The sequence below is a fragment of the Pseudomonas sp. P5_A2_2 genome, from assembly GCF_054177685.1.
Window position 1 is genome coordinate 1 of sequence record NZ_JBGCUL010000011.1, and the last position, 16,337, is coordinate 16,337.

Genomic DNA, 16,337 nt, shown 5'->3' on the forward strand with positions numbered 1-16,337 from the left:
ATGGCGGCCTTTCAGCCAACACACTTGTTGAATGTCAGTCCCTCATCGCGAGCAAGCTCGCTCCCACAGGGGGGTATCTGGTCAGTAGTGATACCACTTCAGCTCAAGCATCACTTCGTTCTCGGCCGTCGCCAAATGGCTGAACTCACGCTGGGCGCTCAAGCGCAGACCGAGATTGCGGGATATTTCCCACTGCTGGTTCAGGCTCAGGCTACGACGCACTTCGCCATTGGTGAAAAAATCACCCTTGGCTTCCAGGCTCAAGTTGCCCAGCGGATTTTTCCACAGCACACCACTGTTGAAGCCGGCGGCCGGCGCGATGAACGCGGCAAAATCATTGTTGTGCTCGATACGCACAGTGCCCAGGGCAAATCCGAGCAGGTCATCGCCCAATTGCCAGGTACCGCCGCCACCACCGTTGACGTGGCTGACCAGGGTCTGGTCATCATGTTTGCCCGGCACCTGCTCCAGGCCGCCGGTAACTTGCCATGACAGAGGTTGCAGCAACTCGTTACGCGGGGTCAGGGAGCGAATGGTCGCCAGGTCCAGGCGTTGCACTTGCCAGTCATTGCCTTCGTACTGGCGCAGTTTCAATTGCAGGATTTCGATCTGCGCGCCAAGGGGAAAGCTTTCGCTGTTGTCATTGAGGTCGTGATAAGCCATGCGCAAGCCGTACTCGCCAAAGGCTTTATCGCCACGGGTACCGAGGCCGAGTTGCCAGGTACGGGACTCGTGACCGTCTTCAGGCAGGCCGGGTTGCGGGATATCCAGCTCCGGCGCCGGATTCTGGTTGATTGCCCGCAACAGTTCGAAGCTGCGCTGGGCGCGCGCCGGGTCGCGCTCCCGGCCATTGGCGCGGTAGCGCTCCAGACGATAGGCCGCATCGATGATCAGCGCCTGGCGGTCGCGGGGTTGTGCTTTGAACGCCGGGTCCTGCAATTGGTTCTGATCGGCGCTGACTTTCAGTACCCATTGCTGCTCTTCAGGGTTAAACGGTTCGGCGCGACTGAGCAACTCGCGTTCCCGGGACGGACGATACTGGATGGATTCCACCAGCCCGGCATTTTTCACGGCTTTGACAGTGTCGGTGGGGATGGCCGTGAGCGGGAATTGTTCGGTCAGGCGCAAGCGCGGGCGGGCCACTTGCAGCAGTTCCAGCAAACGGTATGAGCAGTTTTCGTCGAAGAAGAAATAGTCGAACTTGATCTGCTTCAGTTCCCAGACGTGCTCGACCATGCGCGCGGTTTCCTGTTGGGTCAGGTTCAGGCGGTATTCCCACAGGTCGCGGTTTTCCAGGCTGCGGTATTCCGAGAGTTTTTCCTGGTAAGGCACTAGCGCAAACAGGCCGGGATAGCCGCCCATCAGGCCTTTCCAGGCATAGAGGATGCTGTTGTCCGAGCCCTCGATGTAGGCGCCGAAGTTGATCGCGTAACTGAGCAGCGAAGTCTTGTCGCTCTGCACTTCGGCCTGATCGATGCGCAGCAGGGTGTGGCCGAACATCGAGGACGGACTGTTCAGATACGCCGCCGGAAAGATCATCACCGTGCTGTCGGGCGAGACGTCCTTGAACCATTGCTTGAACCCGGCGCAGTCCGGCGTCGGCAGGCCGGTCAGGCCGAGTTGTTCTTTCAGCCAGCGGGTGCGCGCCGGGTAGACGCATTGAGCGTGTTGTTCACCGGCACTGGCCGGGCCGTACAAGGCTTGTACAGTCGCCGCCAGTTCATGGTCCGGACGTTCATTGCCGTCAGCGGCGAGGAAGAATTTCGGGTCGCTGACATAGCTGCGCCAGCCGCCGAGCTTGGCGGTTTCATAATGGCCCAGGGATATCCAGAAAGGGTCGTTGGCCAGTTGCTGCAAACGTTGAGGGTCGATCTGAGGCGCGGCGGATAGCGGGGCGCAGGCACACAGCGCCAGCCAGGCAAGGCGTTTGAGCATAGATGGCAACTTGAATACTTGAGAAAAAGACCCAAAAAGGGGCAGGTCCAAAAAACAAAAACCGCTTCCCGAAAGAAGCGGGGCGGGTCGAGCTTAAGCTTGAGTCGCGTACTTGGCCAGACGAGGGTCGGCTTTGAGCACGGCCAGGGTATTGGTATGCACGTCTTCGGCAGTCACGTCAGCCTTGCTGAAGATCTGCTGGAAGTGCTCGTGAGTGACGGCGGCGAAGTGCGCACGGTCTTCCGGCGCTACGCCCAGTACCACGGCATAGGTGGTCAGCGCTTCGCCCTGACCTTTGGCCATGTCTTCGGACAGCTCGTTCATCATGCCATTCATGGCAAACCAGGATTTACCGCCATAGGTCAGCGACGCGTTGGTTGCGCAACCGTTGGTACCGGAGGTCATGCCGAAGGTTGCGTTGCCGGAGGTGCCGTTGGTGGTGGATGCCAGGAAGTGAGCAGGAGTACCACGCTGACCTTCGAACAGCATGTTGCCCCAACCGCAATCCGGGCCGCCTGGCGCCTGAGCCATGGCGTTGATGGATACAGCAGTGAAGAGAGTACCGAGAAGAATCCGTTTCATAGCTTTGTTCTCTTTATGTGCCTACCAATGGATAAGTGGGCCGGTCATTAGTCCAGCCGAGCAGTCTGGAGTTTAGGCACGATCACGGGGTTCCGTGATTTTTTGCAAAGCATTCATGGGAAACCGCGGCGCAAGCCCGGCCCGCCTGGGGTTGGCGGATTGAAGATGCTCAGGCCTGCGGCACTCCTTGCCAGTCGGGCATGGGCGGCGCCAGAATGCTGCCATCTGCCCCGCCTGATTGTTAAGGAAGCCCGATGCCTGATCCTGTTGCTGCCAGCTTGCGTCTAGCGCCCGAAGCGCTGACCCGTCCGTTTTCCGCTGAACAGTTCAGCTTCTCCACCACCAATGATCTGGAGCCCTTTCGCGGTGTGCTTGGCCAGGAACGTGCGGTCGAAGCCTTGCAGTTCGGTGTGGCCATGCCACGCCCCGGTTACAACGTATTCGTCATGGGCGAGCCCGGCACTGGCCGGTTCTCGTTCGTCAAACGCTACCTCAAGGCCGAAGGCAAGCGCCTGCAGACCCCAGCGGACTGGGTCTACGTCAACAATTTCGATGAGCCGCGCGAGCCGCGCGCGCTGGAGCTGCCGTCGGGCAGCGCCGGTGCCTTCATCGGTGACATCAACGGCTTGATCGACAACCTGCTGGCGACGTTTCCGGCAGTCTTCGAGCATCCGTCCTACCAGCAGAAAAAAAGCAGCATCGACCGCGCCTTCAACCAGCGCTATGACAAGGCCCTGGACGTCATCGAGCGTCTGGCGCTGGAAAAGGACGTCGCGCTCTACCGCGACGCCAGCAACATTGCATTTACCCCGATGGGCGACGGCAAGGCATTGGACGAAGCTGAATTCGCCCAGTTGCCGGAAGCCGAGCGCGAGCGCTTCCACGAGGATATTTCGGTACTGGAGGAGCGCCTGAACGAAGAGCTCGCCAGCCTGCCGCAATGGAAGCGCGAGTCGAGTAACCAACTGCGTCATCTGAACGAAGAAACCATCACCCTGGCCTTGCAGCCGTTGCTGTCGCCGTTGTCGGAGAAATACGCCGAGAACGCCGCGGTGTGCGGTTATCTGCAAGCCATGCAGGTGTATTTGCTCAAGACGGTGGTCGAGCAACTGGTGGACGATAGCAAAATCGATGCTGTCGCCCGCAAGTTGCTGGAAGAGCAATACGCGCCGAGCCTGGTGGTTGGTCATTCGGCCAGCGGCGGCGCGCCGGTGGTGTTCGAGCCGCACCCGACCTATGAAAACCTCTTCGGTCGCATTGAATACAGCACCGATCAGGGCGCGCTGTACACCACCTACCGGCAACTGCGCCCGGGTGCCTTGCACCGGGCCAATGGCGGTTTCCTGATCCTTGAAGCGGACAAAATGCTCAGCGAGCCGTTCGTGTGGGATGCGCTCAAACGCGCCCTGCAATCGCGCAAGCTGAAAATGGAATCGCCGCTGGGTGAGCTGGGCCGCCTGGCCACCGTGACCCTGACCCCGCAACACATTCCGTTGCAGGTCAAAGTCGTCATCATCGGTGCCCGTCAGCTGTATTACACGCTGCAAGACCTCGATCCGGACTTCCAGGAAATGTTCCGCGTTCTGGTGGATTTCGACGAAGACATCCCGATGGTCGACGAGAGCCTGGAGCAGTTCGCCCAGTTGCTCAAAACCCGTACTTCCGAAGAAGGCATGGCGCCGCTCACCGCCGATGCGGTGGCGCGCCTGGCGACCTACAGCGCCCGACTGGCCGAGCACCAGGGGCGCTTGTCGGCGCGCATCGGTGATTTGTTCCAACTGGTCAGCGAGGCGGATTTCATTCGTCACCTGGCTGGCGATGAAATGACCGACGCCGGGCACATCGAACGGGCACTCAAGGCCAAGGCCACGCGGACCGGGCGGGTTTCGGCGCGGATTCTCGACGACATGCTGGCCGGGATCATCCTGATCGACACCGCGGGTGCGGCGGTCGGCAAGTGCAACGGCCTGACCGTGCTGGAAGTCGGCGATTCGGCCTTTGGTATACCGGCGCGGATTTCCGCCACGGTGTACCCGGGCGGCAGCGGCATTGTCGACATCGAGCGCGAGGTCAACCTCGGCCAGCCGATCCACTCCAAAGGCGTGATGATCCTTACCGGTTATCTGGGCAGTCGTTACGCCCAGGAGTTTCCGCTGGCGATTTCCGCGAGTATCGCCCTGGAGCAATCCTACGGTTATGTCGATGGCGACAGTGCTTCCCTGGGCGAGGCCTGCACCCTGATCTCGGCCTTGTCGAAAACCCCGCTCAAGCAGTGCTTTGCCATCACCGGTTCCATCAACCAGTTCGGCGAAGTGCAGGCGGTCGGCGGAGTCAACGAGAAGATCGAGGGCTTCTTCCGTCTGTGCGAGGCCCGCGGGTTGACCGGCGAGCAGGGGGCAATCATTCCTCACGCCAACGTTGCCACGCTGATGCTCGACGAGAAGGTGCTGGCGGCGGTACGTGCGGGGCAATTCCATGTCTACGCGGTCCGTCAGGCCGACGAAGCCTTGAGTTTGCTGGTTGGCGAGCCAGCCGGCGAGCCGGACGAGAATGGCGAGTTCCCTGAAGGCAGCGTGAACGCGCGGGTCGTGGAGCGTCTGCGGGTTATCGCGGAAATGATCAGTGACGATGATCTGAAAGAGGCCGAGAAGGAGTTGGCGCAAGAGGCTTTGGCAGAAACCAAACCGGCTTGATGCATCGTTGAGCCAAGCGCAAGCCGCCCCTGTGGGAGCGAGCTTGCTCGCGATAGCGGACGTTCATTCGACCAATATGTTGAATGTTCGACCGCCATCGTCGGAACGCCGCCCGGAGCAAGCTCGCTCCCACATTTTGTTTGGGGTGAATGGTAAAAAAGCGTCGTCGAAATGACGTCAATATTCATGCTGTGACCATTCGGCGCCTTTCAGTATCGGCCTGCCTGCAAGGCAGACTTTTCTTCTATTATCTGCTCAAGGATGTCGACAGTAATCACAGGATCGAAACAGCCTTCGCATGGGGGCTGAATACCGGATCTACCGAGGGTCGCCGCCATGTCGCGCAACCTCTGCCTCACCCGTCAATGCCTGGGCCTTGAGACCCGTATCGAGTGTGCCATCCGTCCGTTGGCGGGAGATACGGGCATGTGGACTCTGCTGTTCGCCGCCGGAATGGCCGGTGAACAACCTTCGGCCATCAAGGCCCAAGGCCCGTTTCACGGTCCGTTCGTCGCTGAATCAATCCTCGACACCATCGTTGAAAGCCTGACCTTGCACGGCTACGAGTTGGCCAACGATCCGCAAATCTGGTGCCTGCACCTGCAAGCCCAGTTGCGGGAAATCAACGGTGGTCGCTGCCGTAACGTTGGCGGCTTCGAGTTTCACCCCGAGCACTGATTCGCACTATTGATCAAGGCGCGTCATGTCGGCCTTGTCGAGTTTGACCTCGAAACCATACTGCACGGTGGCGAGGTCAGTGCGCTGATAGGTTTCCAGGCGCGTAGGCTGTCCGTAGAAGTAATGCACGGCAAACTGTGCCGGCCCTTGTGCGCTCGCGCCATGGCTGACCGATAGAATCTCCTTCAAGTAATTGCCGGTGTCGTCCTTGGCGAAAAAGCGCCAGTCCTGGGCGGGAAACGCCTTCAAATCAACCACCAGAGCATTGGCTTTAAGCTCGAGGCCTTTGGGCAGCTGGCGGGCATCGACGGTTTTTTGCTCGACGGTGGCCAGGAACAGCGGCATCGAGCCCACCGCATAGGCCGGCGTTTGCGCAAACAGATTCAGATCGTAGGTAATGGTGCCGCGCAGGGGATCGATCTGGTACGCCTCGGGCGGCAACTCGATCGGCTCGTCGCGTTTGCCACTCGCGTCTTCAGTAAAGAAACTCACCGGACTTTCACCGGGGTTGAACGATGTGCCGAGCAGTTCATCGTTGAAGCTGCGCAGATGAGTGAATTCGATTCGCGCAGCACTGGGGTCGTCGATCGACTGACTGATGCTGACGTTCTTTTTCAGTTGATCCTCGCTCAGCGTTGCCCCTTTGAGCCAGCCGGGCGCMTGGTCGTCATAGACCACCACGGGCAGGTTCAAGGGCTGGATGGTCTTGTCCGTGGTCTCGGCATCGAAGTGCCGGACCGGCAGGTCGAGGCTCTTGCGGGTGACCGTGACGGCGGAAAAATCCAGCATGCTGACTTCGAGGGTTTCGATCGTCCCGTTGAAGTACACCTTCGAATAATGTCGAGCCTGCTGTTTCTCAAAGTTGCGCTGTTCTTCGTCGAGCTGTTTTTCCAGGGCTTCGCTCCAGCTCTTTTGCTGCTGCATCTTGGCCAGCTGCTGCTGATAGAACGCAATTTGTACCGCGGTTTCGTTGATTGAGCCGGCGCGCGAGATGAATTGCCCGGTGCTGTCCGTGGCCTGGACGATCAGCGGGTTCAGCGGTGTTTCTCTGACTTCGGGGGCTAGCGGCGCGCTGTTGTTGTATTCGATTTCCGCGTAGTTGTTCGTCAATGTGAGCAGGGTGACGCTCAGGTTGTCATTGGTGCGGGTCTGGCCTACGTCCTTTTTCGTCAGGTCGAAGCTGTAGAGCCGGCGTGGCGCGATGACCTCGACTTTGCCCTGCAGGCTCACCGGTTGCGGTTGCTGCTTTCTGTCGATGTCGAGGCCTTCGATGAAGGGGTAGGCCACAGTCAGGTCATCGGGGCTGGTCAGGTTGGAACTCGATGGGCTGAGTTGAATGCCGGGGTCGGTTTCTGACCATTCCGGCTGGAATGGGATCACTCGTTTATTGCTTAGTGTGACCGACTGCCATTCCAGGCCATGGGGAAACAAAAACGCGGCAGGAACGCTGAAAGTGAAGGGAAACACCGGTTGCAGATCGGTCAGGTAGTCGGAACTGGAGTCCTTTTGCAGCACGAACAACCCGTTGATGTAGGTGTCGACCATGGCCTGCGGGGTCGGGTAGTGCTTGAGCATGGCGAGGGCGTCTTCGCCGTATTCGGTTTCCACCGGTTTACTGTCGAGCTTGAGTTGCGCGCGCTCGAGCAGCAGCAGTGAGCCGCCCAGCTCCGACACGGCATCCTTCAGTTTCGGATCCTGGATGGCGTCCAGCGACTTTTCGAATTGCGCGGTTTTTTCTTCGAGGCTGACCTGGCGTTTTTCATCGCTGGGTGAGCAGCCGCTTAGAAGCAGCGCCATGCAAATTCCGGCACTCGTCAAAGGCAATCGCACATCCATTTCCAGTCTTCCTGTCCGATATCAATGAGCGGTCAATGATTTGGACACTAGCAGAAAAACTTTGATACACAGGCGCAGGTGGCGGATTTTTCGACGGTTTCTGGCTACTTCTGGGTATAGACGGGCGGCTGGTATACTCGCCGCCATTTTCAGCCCACATGTGAGATTCAATGGAACGCTTTATCGAAAATACAATGTACGCCTCGCGCTGGCTGCTGGCGCCGATCTATTTCGGCCTGTCCCTCGGGTTGCTGGCGCTGGCGCTGAAATTCTTCCAGGAAGTCTCCCATGTCATCCCGAACGTGTTTTCGATGGCCGAATCGGACTTGATCCTGGTGCTGTTGTCGCTGATCGACATGGCGCTGGTGGGCGGTTTGCTGGTGATGGTGATGATTTCCGGATACGAGAACTTCGTCTCGCAACTGGACATCGACGACTCCAAGGAAAAGCTCAACTGGCTGGGCACCATGGACTCTTCGTCGCTGAAAATGAAGGTGGCCGCGTCGATCGTGGCGATCTCGTCCATTCACCTGCTGCGCATCTTCATGGATGCCAAGAACGTCGATCCTGAGCATCTGCAGTGGTACGTGATCATCCACATGACTTTCGTGGTATCGGCATTCGCAATGGGTTACCTGGATAAACTCACCAAGCACTGATCCACACCGGCTCCCTTTGTGGCGAGCAAGCTCCCTCGCCACAACCTCCTGCGATAATAGACAAGCGGTCTGGCCAGTGGCTTGTGCTTTGATGCACAGAGGCCTATCCCTGTAAGTATGTTGGCTCGCCACTGCGTGAGGTGCGTTCATGACCCTGAATGAGTTGAATGCGTATGCCATCGCCGGAAAGGTCGATGAGCTGAACCTGATCTCCATGGAGGGGGGCATATACCTGCTGGAAGCGCGGATGCATGGCGCGGCGTACCCCCTGAGCGATACGCACGGCCATATGATGAGCCTGCGTTCGGTGGAGCATGCCCGTGATGTGCTGCGCTCCTTTCCCAAGTTGCACTTCAACCTTGTGCACACGGTCGTGCATGACGAAATGTGCGGTCTGGTTGCCGACGTGGAAGAAAACCTGAAGGTGCCGATCGCCTGACGTCCCTCATCAATGGCATGACATCTGTGCTAGTCTGCTGGCCCTTTTGGTTCCGGGCGCTCCGGGACGCGCTGTGTACGCATGGCAAGTTCCCGAGCCGTCCGCACAGCGGAGCAGTGTCATGTCCGAAGTAAATCTGTCCACCGACGAAACCCGCGTCAGCTACGGTATTGGCCGTCAGCTGGGCGACCAACTGCGCGACAACCCGCCACCGGGCGTCAGCCTGGACGCGATCCTGGCTGGCCTGACCGACGCATTCGCCGGCAAGCCAAGCCGTGTGGGTCAGGAAGAAATGTCCGCCAGCTTCAAAGTCATCCGCGAAATCATGCAGGCCGAAGCTGCTGCCAAGGCTGAAGCGGCTGCTGGCGAAGGCCTGGCCTTCCTGGCTGAAAACGCCAAGCGTGAAGGCATCACCACTCTGGCTTCCGGCTTGCAGTTCGAAGTGTTGACTGCCGGCGAAGGCGCCAAGCCATCCCGTGAAGACACCGTGCGTACTCACTACCACGGCACTTTGATCAACGGCACCGTGTTCGACAGCTCCTACGATCGTGGAGAGCCTGCAGAATTCCCGGTTGGCGGCGTGATCGCCGGCTGGACCGAAGCCCTGCAACTGATGAACGCCGGCAGCAAATGGCGCCTGTACGTGCCGAGCGAACTGGCTTACGGCGCTCAAGGCGTTGGCAGCATCCCGCCGCACAGCGTACTGGTGTTCGACGTCGAACTGCTCGACGTTCTGTAAGACCAGGCCCGATATGACGTCGGGCTAATGTGGGAGCGACGGTGCGGCGATCCGACTTGCTCGCGATGGCGGTGTGTCAGTCAACGTTTCTGTGATGGAACATCCGCTATCGTCGGAGCGCCGCCCGGAGCAAGCTCGCTCCCACAGTTTTTACGGTGTTTCATATTTCGATCTTGTGGTGCAGTTCACTGTGCGGGCGCAATGCCCGGGCATAGCAGAACAGAAACAGATTGCGCACCAGTTCCTTGAGCACCACCGGCTCGCTGGAGCTCAGGCCATTTAGGTCAAGATCACCTTGGTCTTGCAGTTCGTTCAAGGCTTCTTCTTCAAGCACCGCACAGACTTCCCCGGTTTCCCGATGCAGGATCCTGAGGTAAGGGTGTGGTCGGTCCAGCCAGGCATCGATCAGATAAGTCATGGTTCTCATCTCCACTGAGGGTTTTATGAGAATAATTCTTATTCGCTAAATAGCAAGCGCCTATTGGCGGTTTACGCTTTTTTCCAGGTAAGGATTGCGTCAGGTCAAAACGACTGGCATTTGGCTATTGCGAGGATTTACTGGGCGAAGCGGGGGAGAGGGAGGCGCCATCCCACGCTGGGCGCGGGATGGACAACTGCAGGTTCAGACTTTTCTGACGAACTCGGACTTGAGTTTCATCGGGCCGATGCCGTCGATCTTGCAATCGATGTCGTGATCGCCATCGCACAGGCGGATGTTCTTGACCTTGGTGCCGACCTTGACCACCAAAGACGTACCCTTGACCTTGAGGTCCTTGATCACGGTGATGGTGTCGCCGTCCTGCAGGACGTTGCCAACCGAATCCTTTTTCACTGCGTCATCGGACGCCGCTTCGGTTTCACCGCTGGCGGACCATTCGTGGGCGCACTCGGGGCAGATCAGCTGCGCGCCGTCTTCATAGGTGTATTCGGAATTGCATTTTGGGCAGGGTGGCAACGTGCTCACTAAGGCTCCTTGGATTCAGGATCGCTAAAAAGCGCACATTGTATAGGGTTTTAAGCGGGAGAGGGTGGGGCGAGGATAAACCTGTAGGGGAACAAACCTGTGGGAGCGAGCTTGCTCGCGATAGCGTCCTTTCAGTCAACAACTATGTTGAATGTAAGTGCCTAATCGCGAGCAAGCTCGCTCCCACAGGGTTTTACAGTGTTGTCAGTGCGTGCGGGCGACCGCGAACTCACTCAGTTCAACCAGTGCATCGCGATACTCGCTCGGCGGTAGCGTTTCGAGGCACTTGATCGCGCGGGCCACATAATCGCGTGCCAGTTGCGCGGTGTACTCCAGCGAGCCCGAGGCTTCCACGGCTTCGCGGATGCTTTCCAGATCTTCGATTCCGCCTTTCTGGATCGCCTTGCGCACCAGGGCGGCCTGCTCCGGTGTGCCTTCACGCATGGTGTAGATCAGCGGCAGCGTCGGCTTGCCTTCGGCCAGATCGTCACCGACGTTCTTGCCCAGGGTTTCGGCGTCGCCTTTGTAGTCCAGCAGGTCGTCGACCAGCYGGAAGGCCACCCCCAGGTGATCCCCGAATGTACGCAGGGCTTCGGCCTGTTCCGGTGTGGCTTCGCACAGGGCTGCAGCACTGTGGGTCGAGGCTTCGAAGAGCATCGCGGTCTTGCCGCGGATGACTTCCATGTAGGTTTCTTCGGTGGTGCTGGCGTCACGAACCTTCGATAGCTGCAACACTTCGCCTTCAGCGATGATGCGCGTGGCCTGCGAAAGGATCTTCATCACCGGCATCGAGCCCAGCTCGACCATCATTTCGAAGGAGCGCGAATACAGGAAGTCACCGACCAGCACGCTTGGCGCGTTGCCCCACATGGCGTTGGCGGTCGAGCGGCCACGGCGCATGCCGGACATGTCGACCACGTCGTCATGCAGCAGGGTAGCGGTGTGCAGAAACTCGATGGTCGCGGCCAGCAGACGCAGTTCGTCGCCTTCGCGACCCAGGGCCTTGCCACACAGCAACACTAGTAAAGGACGCAGGCGTTTGCCGCCGGCCGAGGTAATGTAATCGCCGATTTTCGATACAAGCGGCACGCGCGAAGTCAGCTGCTTCTTGATGATGCCGTCGACGGCGCTAAAATCGTCCGCGACCGCGCGGTAGAAAGCTTGGGGTTGCATCAGCGACAGTCGCTCCAGAAGGGTTGCGCGGCATGCTAGGACCCACGCCTGCAGGTGTCAAGGCGCGATGGACGGCCCCTTGCAAGGGACTCGTGGCTTGCGTACAATCGCGCACCCTGAACTTCCTGGGCAGCACCTGCCTTACGCAATTGCAAGCGGGCCTCCAGCCCCATGCAGCCATGCCAGCCAATACCTCTTCTTATAAAGAGCTGGGTGAGCAGGATTATCGGAGAAATACCATGTCTTATGCAGTAATCGTTACTGGCGGCAAGCAGTACAAAGTCGCCCCAGGTGAATACCTGAAGATCGAAAAACTGGAAATCGCTACCGGCGAATCCGTTACCTTTGATCGCGTTCTGTTGGTTGCCAACGGTGACGACGTGAATATCGGCGCTCCAGTTGTTGCTGGCGCTACCGTTGTGGCTGAAGTGATCTCCCAAGGTCGTCACGATAAAGTCCGCATCATCAAGTTCCGTCGCCGTAAGCACCACATGAAGCGTATGGGCCACCGCCAGTGGTACACCGAGATCAAAATCACCGGTATTCAGGCTTAATTACAGCCTAATTCCTCACTAGGAGAATTGAACTCATGGCACACAAAAAAGCTGGTGGTAGTACCCGTAACGGTCGCGACTCAGAAGCCAAACGCCTTGGCGTGAAGATGTATGGCGGCCAGGCTATCAAAGCAGGCAACATCATCGTGCGTCAGCGCGGCACCCAATTCCACGCTGGCTACGGCGTTGGCATGGGTAAAGATCACACCCTCTTCGCTAAAGTCGAAGGCGTGATCAAGTTCGAAGTAAAAGGCGCCTTCGGTCGTCGTTACGTGAGCGTAGTCGCGGCTTAATTGCGCGATCGCTGGAAAAGCCCTGTCTCGCGACGGGGCTTTTTCGTTTGTGGGGTGAGTCTCTTGCAAAGCTGTTTGCATGGGCTGTCGGCGTACGATGTAGGTGTCGTGGTTTGGGGTCGCTGCGCTCATTTTTGCAAGAGTCTTATGTCTTGATTGTTTTTCGGCTCGTCCGTATGGCGAGAGGCGTTTGTTATGAAGTTTGTTGATGAAGTATCGATTCGCGTAAAGGCTGGTGACGGCGGCAATGGCGCCATGAGTTTCCGTCGGGAAAAATTTATCGAGAACGGTGGCCCGAACGGCGGTGATGGCGGTGACGGCGGTTCCATCTACATGATGGCCGACGAAAACCTCAACACCCTGGTGGACTACCGTTACACCCGGCACTTCGATGCCGAGCGTGGCTCCAACGGCGGCAGCACCGACTGCACCGGCAAGAAGGGTGAAGACCTGATCCTGCGCGTTCCGGTCGGCACCACGGTGATCGACTCCGCGACTCAGGAAGTCATCGGCGACCTGACCAAGGCTGGTCAGAAATTGATGGTGGTGCAGGGCGGCTGGCACGGTCTGGGCAACACCCGTTTCAAATCCAGTACCAACCGTGCGCCGCGCCAGACCACTCCGGGCAAGCCGGGTGAGCAGCGCGACCTGAAACTGGAAATGAAAGTGCTGGCTGACGTAGGTCTGCTGGGTTTGCCGAACGCCGGTAAAAGTACCTTTATCCGTTCGGTTTCGGCTGCCAAGCCGAAAGTTGCCGACTACCCGTTCACCACGCTGGTGCCGAACCTGGGTGTGGTCAGCGTCGATCGCTGGAAGAGCTTCGTCATTGCCGATATTCCGGGTTTGATCGAAGGCGCTTCCGACGGTGCTGGTCTGGGCATTCGCTTCCTCAAGCACTTGGCGCGTACACGTCTACTGCTGCATCTCGTGGACATGGCGCCGCTGGATGACACCAGCGCACCGGATGCCGCTGAAGTGATCGTCAGCGAGCTGATCAAGTTCAGCCCGTCCCTGGCGGAGCGTGATCGCTGGCTGATCCTGAACAAGTGCGACCAGATCCTTGATGAAGAGCATGATGCTCGCGTCAAGGAAATCGTTGATCGCCTGGAGTGGACTGGTCCGGTCTACGTGATCTCGGCCATCTCCAAGCTCGGTACCGAGCGTCTGTGCCACGACATCATGCGTTACATGGAAGATCGTGCTGATCGCCTGGCCAATGACCCGGCTTACAAGGAAGAGCTGGCTGATCTCGATCAGCGCATCGAAGACGAAGCTCGTGCGCAACTGCAGGCGCTGGATGACAAGCGTGCCCTGCGTCGCAGCGGCGTGAAGTCGGTCCACGACATTGGTGACGATGATTGGGACGAAGAAGATGTGGATGATGAAGACGGTCCGGAAATCATTTACGTGCGTGACTGATTCGTTGCGATAAACTTAAGCGCCGCTCAATCGAGCGGCGTTTTGGTATCTGGAAATCGATTGTTGGTCACGAATAACCACGAATAACGTCACGGGCAGTGCCAGGTCGCGCTGCCCTCAAGCTAAGGTTGAAGATGATGCGGAGCAAGGTGACAGGTGCRCAGCGTTGGGTCGTGAAGATCGGCAGCGCTTTGCTGACGGCGGACGGCAAAGGCCTGGATCGCGCGGCAATGGGTGTCTGGGTTGAGCAGATGGTGGCCTTGCATGAGGCGGGTGTCGAGCTGGTGCTGGTGTCCTCCGGGGCAGTGGCGGCCGGTATGAGCCGTCTGGGCTGGACCTCACGACCCAGTGCGATGCACGAGCTCCAGGCCGCTGCTGCAATCGGTCAGATGGGGCTGGTGCAAGCCTGGGAGTCGAGCTTTGCCGAGCATGGCCGGCATACCGCGCAGATTCTCCTGACCCATGACGACCTGTCCGACCGCAAGCGCTACCTGAATGCCCGCAGTACCTTGCGTGCACTGGTCGAGCTGAAAGTCATTCCGGTGATCAATGAAAATGACACCGTGGTCACCGATGAAATCCGTTTTGGCGACAACGACACTCTGGCAGCGTTGGTGGCGAACCTGGTCGAGGCGGATTTGCTGGTGATTCTGACGGATCGTGACGGCATGTTCGACGCTGATCCGCGCAACAATCCGGATGCCCAGCTGATTTACGAGGCGCGCGCCGATGATCCGGCGCTCGATGCGGTGGCGGGCGGTACGGGCGGGGCGCTGGGGCGTGGCGGCATGCAGACCAAGCTGCGCGCTGCGCGCTTGGCGGCGCGTTCCGGTGCTCACACCATCATCGTCGGTGGGCGGCTTGAGCGTGTGCTGGATCGTCTCAAGGCGGGCGAGCGCATCGGCACCTTGCTGTCGCCGGAGCGCGGCATGCTGGCTGCGCGCAAGCAGTGGCTGGCCGGTCATCTGCAAACCCGTGGCACCCTGGTGCTGGATGCGGGTGCGGTGATCGCGTTGTCCCAGGGCAACAAGAGCTTGCTGCCGGTCGGGGTCAAATTGGTGCAGGGCAGCTTCCGTCGCGGTGAAATGGTGGTCTGCGTGGCGCCGGACGGTCGTGAGATCGCCCGTGGCCTGGCCAACTACAGTGCGCTGGAAGCACAAAAAATCATTGGTCAGTCGTCTGAGGCGATTGTTGGTCTGTTGGGTTACATGGCGGAGCCGGAACTGGTTCACCGCGATAACCTGATTCTGGTCTGAAGGGATACCTGAATGCGCGTGGCAAAAGGATTGTTGGGGTTGCTGTTGATGATGCCCCTGCTGGCTTCGGCCGAAGAGATCGGTCAGGTATCGACGGTGTTCAAGTTTGTCGGGCCGAATGACCGGATCGTGGTCGAGGCCTTTGATGACCCCAAGGTCGATGGTGTGACCTGCTACCTGTCGCGGGCCAAGACTGGCGGCGTGAAGGGTGGTCTGGGGTTGGCCGAGGATCGTGCCGAGGCATCTATCGCTTGCCGGCAGGTTGGGCCAATCAGCTTCAAGGGCGAGCTCAAGGATGGCGACGAGGTGTTCAAGGAGCGCACGTCCCTGGTGTTCAAGACCATGCAGGTGGTGCGCTTTCTCGACAAGAAGCGCAATACGCTGGTGTATCTGGTGTACAGCGATCGCTTGATCGAGGGCAGTCCGCAGAATGCGGTGACGGCGATTCCGATTTTGCCGTGGGCCCACGCTCAGTAATTTCACGCAAATCAAACTGTGGGAGCGAGCAAGCTCGCTCCCACAGTTTTTTTATGCGCCCATCAAATTGCAGGCAATAAAAAACCGACCCTGAGGTCGGTTTTTTAATGAACGAGTCGCTTAGGCGGCAGCGGCAACGTTCAGGGCCTTGACGTGGCCATTCAGGCGGCTCTTATGACGAGCGGCCTTGTTCTTGTGGATGATGCCTTTATCGGCCATACGGTCGATAACTGGCACAGCCAGAACGTAAGCGGCTTGAGCTTTGGCAGCGTCTTTTGCGTCGATGGCCTTAACTACATTCTTGATGTAGGTACGAACCATGGAACGCAGGCTGGCGTTGTGGCTGCGACGCTTCTCAGCCTGTTTTGCACGTTTTTTGGCGGAAGGTGAGTTGGCCACCGTCGAGCTCCTCGAAAGACTTTTTAGGAAATAGCAAACAAAATAGGCCGCGAATCATGCCGATGAGTTGAGTTCTTGTCAAGGGCGGTTGAGACGTTCCGCTAAGTGGTAGGTGAAGCAAGCTTGGAGATTTCTTTCCAGCGTGCGACCTGTAAACTCGCGAGCTTTGGCTCTGTGCTGTTGCGGCGCGGAGTATCGCATAAGTAGGCGCGTAGTTCGCCTGCTGTTTATCGACAGGCAC

At 58.6% G+C, this 16,337-nt stretch carries 17 protein-coding genes; 10 read left to right on the top strand and 7 right to left on the bottom strand.

Annotated features, from left to right (window positions below; all coding sequences use genetic code 11):
- Positions 1 to 81: 81 nt before the first annotated feature.
- Together ACXRVY_RS02915 and ACXRVY_RS02920 are read right to left on the bottom strand one after the other, a co-directional pair.
- Complete coding sequence (locus tag ACXRVY_RS02915) at positions 82 to 1,935, bottom strand: Lnb N-terminal periplasmic domain-containing protein (RefSeq protein WP_223463610.1); 1,854 nt, start codon at positions 1,933 to 1,935, stop codon at positions 82 to 84.
- Positions 1,936 to 2,028: 93 nt separating this feature from the next.
- The gene (locus ACXRVY_RS02920) at positions 2,029 to 2,517 is read right to left on the bottom strand and encodes a DUF3015 domain-containing protein (protein WP_007970900.1); all 489 of its coding nucleotides are present in this window, start codon (positions 2,515 to 2,517) and stop codon (positions 2,029 to 2,031) included.
- Positions 2,518 to 2,771: 254 nt separating this feature from the next.
- Between ACXRVY_RS02920 and ACXRVY_RS02925 the strand changes: the two genes are divergently transcribed.
- Positions 2,772 to 5,210: a Lon protease family protein gene (locus ACXRVY_RS02925; protein ID WP_223463609.1), complete on the top strand. Its 2,439-nt coding sequence runs from the start codon at positions 2,772 to 2,774 to the stop codon at positions 5,208 to 5,210.
- Positions 5,211 to 5,546: 336 nt separating this feature from the next.
- On the top strand, positions 5,547 to 5,888 hold the full coding sequence (locus ACXRVY_RS02930; RefSeq protein WP_223463608.1) for a PA4575 family protein: 342 nt from the start codon (positions 5,547 to 5,549) through the stop codon (positions 5,886 to 5,888).
- Between the two features lie 6 nt (positions 5,889 to 5,894).
- Here ACXRVY_RS02930 and ACXRVY_RS02935 read toward each other — a convergent pair whose 3' ends face one another.
- Entirely contained in the window at positions 5,895 to 7,724 is a 1,830-nt protein-coding gene (locus ACXRVY_RS02935) for a hypothetical protein (protein ID WP_458237009.1), read from the bottom strand.
- Between the two features lie 170 nt (positions 7,725 to 7,894).
- Between ACXRVY_RS02935 and ACXRVY_RS02940 the strand changes: the two genes are divergently transcribed.
- The 3 genes from ACXRVY_RS02940 to ACXRVY_RS02950 all read left to right on the top strand — a co-directional run bounded on the left by ACXRVY_RS02940 (position 7,895) and on the right by ACXRVY_RS02950 (position 9,561).
- Positions 7,895 to 8,383: a TIGR00645 family protein gene (locus ACXRVY_RS02940; protein WP_108216418.1), complete on the top strand. Its 489-nt coding sequence runs from the start codon at positions 7,895 to 7,897 to the stop codon at positions 8,381 to 8,383.
- Positions 8,384 to 8,531: 148 nt separating this feature from the next.
- Positions 8,532 to 8,822: a DUF6482 family protein gene (locus tag ACXRVY_RS02945; RefSeq protein WP_108216419.1), complete on the top strand. Its 291-nt coding sequence runs from the start codon at positions 8,532 to 8,534 to the stop codon at positions 8,820 to 8,822.
- 121 nt (positions 8,823 to 8,943) lie between these two features.
- Positions 8,944 to 9,561 carry an FKBP-type peptidyl-prolyl cis-trans isomerase gene (locus ACXRVY_RS02950; protein ID WP_108216420.1) on the top strand — a complete coding sequence of 206 codons (618 nt, stop codon included), beginning with the start codon at positions 8,944 to 8,946 and terminating at the stop codon, positions 9,559 to 9,561.
- 160 nt (positions 9,562 to 9,721) lie between these two features.
- On the opposite strand, the gene ACXRVY_RS02955 is transcribed toward ACXRVY_RS02950, so the two are convergent.
- From ACXRVY_RS02955 to ACXRVY_RS02965, 3 genes are all read right to left on the bottom strand, one after another.
- Positions 9,722 to 9,979: a PA4570 family protein gene (locus tag ACXRVY_RS02955; protein ID WP_223463606.1), complete on the bottom strand. Its 258-nt coding sequence runs from the start codon at positions 9,977 to 9,979 to the stop codon at positions 9,722 to 9,724.
- Between the two features lie 204 nt (positions 9,980 to 10,183).
- Positions 10,184 to 10,525: a zinc ribbon domain-containing protein YjdM gene (locus ACXRVY_RS02960; protein WP_108216423.1), complete on the bottom strand. Its 342-nt coding sequence runs from the start codon at positions 10,523 to 10,525 to the stop codon at positions 10,184 to 10,186.
- 204 nt (positions 10,526 to 10,729) lie between these two features.
- Positions 10,730 to 11,698, bottom strand: coding sequence for a polyprenyl synthetase family protein (locus tag ACXRVY_RS02965; protein WP_458237010.1), 969 nt, complete (start codon positions 11,696 to 11,698; stop codon positions 10,730 to 10,732).
- 239 nt (positions 11,699 to 11,937) lie between these two features.
- Here ACXRVY_RS02965 and rplU point away from each other — a divergent pair, with 239 nt between their 5' ends.
- The 5 genes from rplU to ACXRVY_RS02990 all read left to right on the top strand — a co-directional run bounded on the left by rplU (position 11,938) and on the right by ACXRVY_RS02990 (position 15,697).
- Complete coding sequence (gene rplU, locus ACXRVY_RS02970; RefSeq protein ID WP_003176051.1) at positions 11,938 to 12,252, top strand: 50S ribosomal protein L21; 315 nt, start codon at positions 11,938 to 11,940, stop codon at positions 12,250 to 12,252.
- A gap of 35 nt (positions 12,253 to 12,287) precedes the next feature.
- A complete protein-coding gene (gene rpmA / locus ACXRVY_RS02975; RefSeq protein WP_003281574.1) occupies positions 12,288 to 12,545 on the top strand; it encodes a 50S ribosomal protein L27 in 258 nt (85 codons plus the stop codon).
- A 195-nt stretch (positions 12,546 to 12,740) separates the two neighbouring features.
- Positions 12,741 to 13,964, top strand: coding sequence for an Obg family GTPase CgtA (gene cgtA / locus ACXRVY_RS02980; protein WP_223463604.1), 1,224 nt, complete (start codon positions 12,741 to 12,743; stop codon positions 13,962 to 13,964).
- A 137-nt stretch (positions 13,965 to 14,101) separates the two neighbouring features.
- The gene (gene proB / locus ACXRVY_RS02985; RefSeq protein ID WP_223463612.1) at positions 14,102 to 15,220 is read left to right on the top strand and encodes a glutamate 5-kinase; all 1,119 of its coding nucleotides are present in this window, start codon (positions 14,102 to 14,104) and stop codon (positions 15,218 to 15,220) included.
- 12 nt (positions 15,221 to 15,232) lie between these two features.
- A complete protein-coding gene (locus ACXRVY_RS02990; protein WP_223463603.1) occupies positions 15,233 to 15,697 on the top strand; it encodes a CreA family protein in 465 nt (154 codons plus the stop codon).
- 120 nt (positions 15,698 to 15,817) lie between these two features.
- Here ACXRVY_RS02990 and rpsT read toward each other — a convergent pair whose 3' ends face one another.
- A complete protein-coding gene (rpsT, locus tag ACXRVY_RS02995; RefSeq protein WP_007970922.1) occupies positions 15,818 to 16,096 on the bottom strand; it encodes a 30S ribosomal protein S20 in 279 nt (92 codons plus the stop codon).
- Between the last annotated feature and the right edge of the window lie 241 nt (positions 16,097 to 16,337).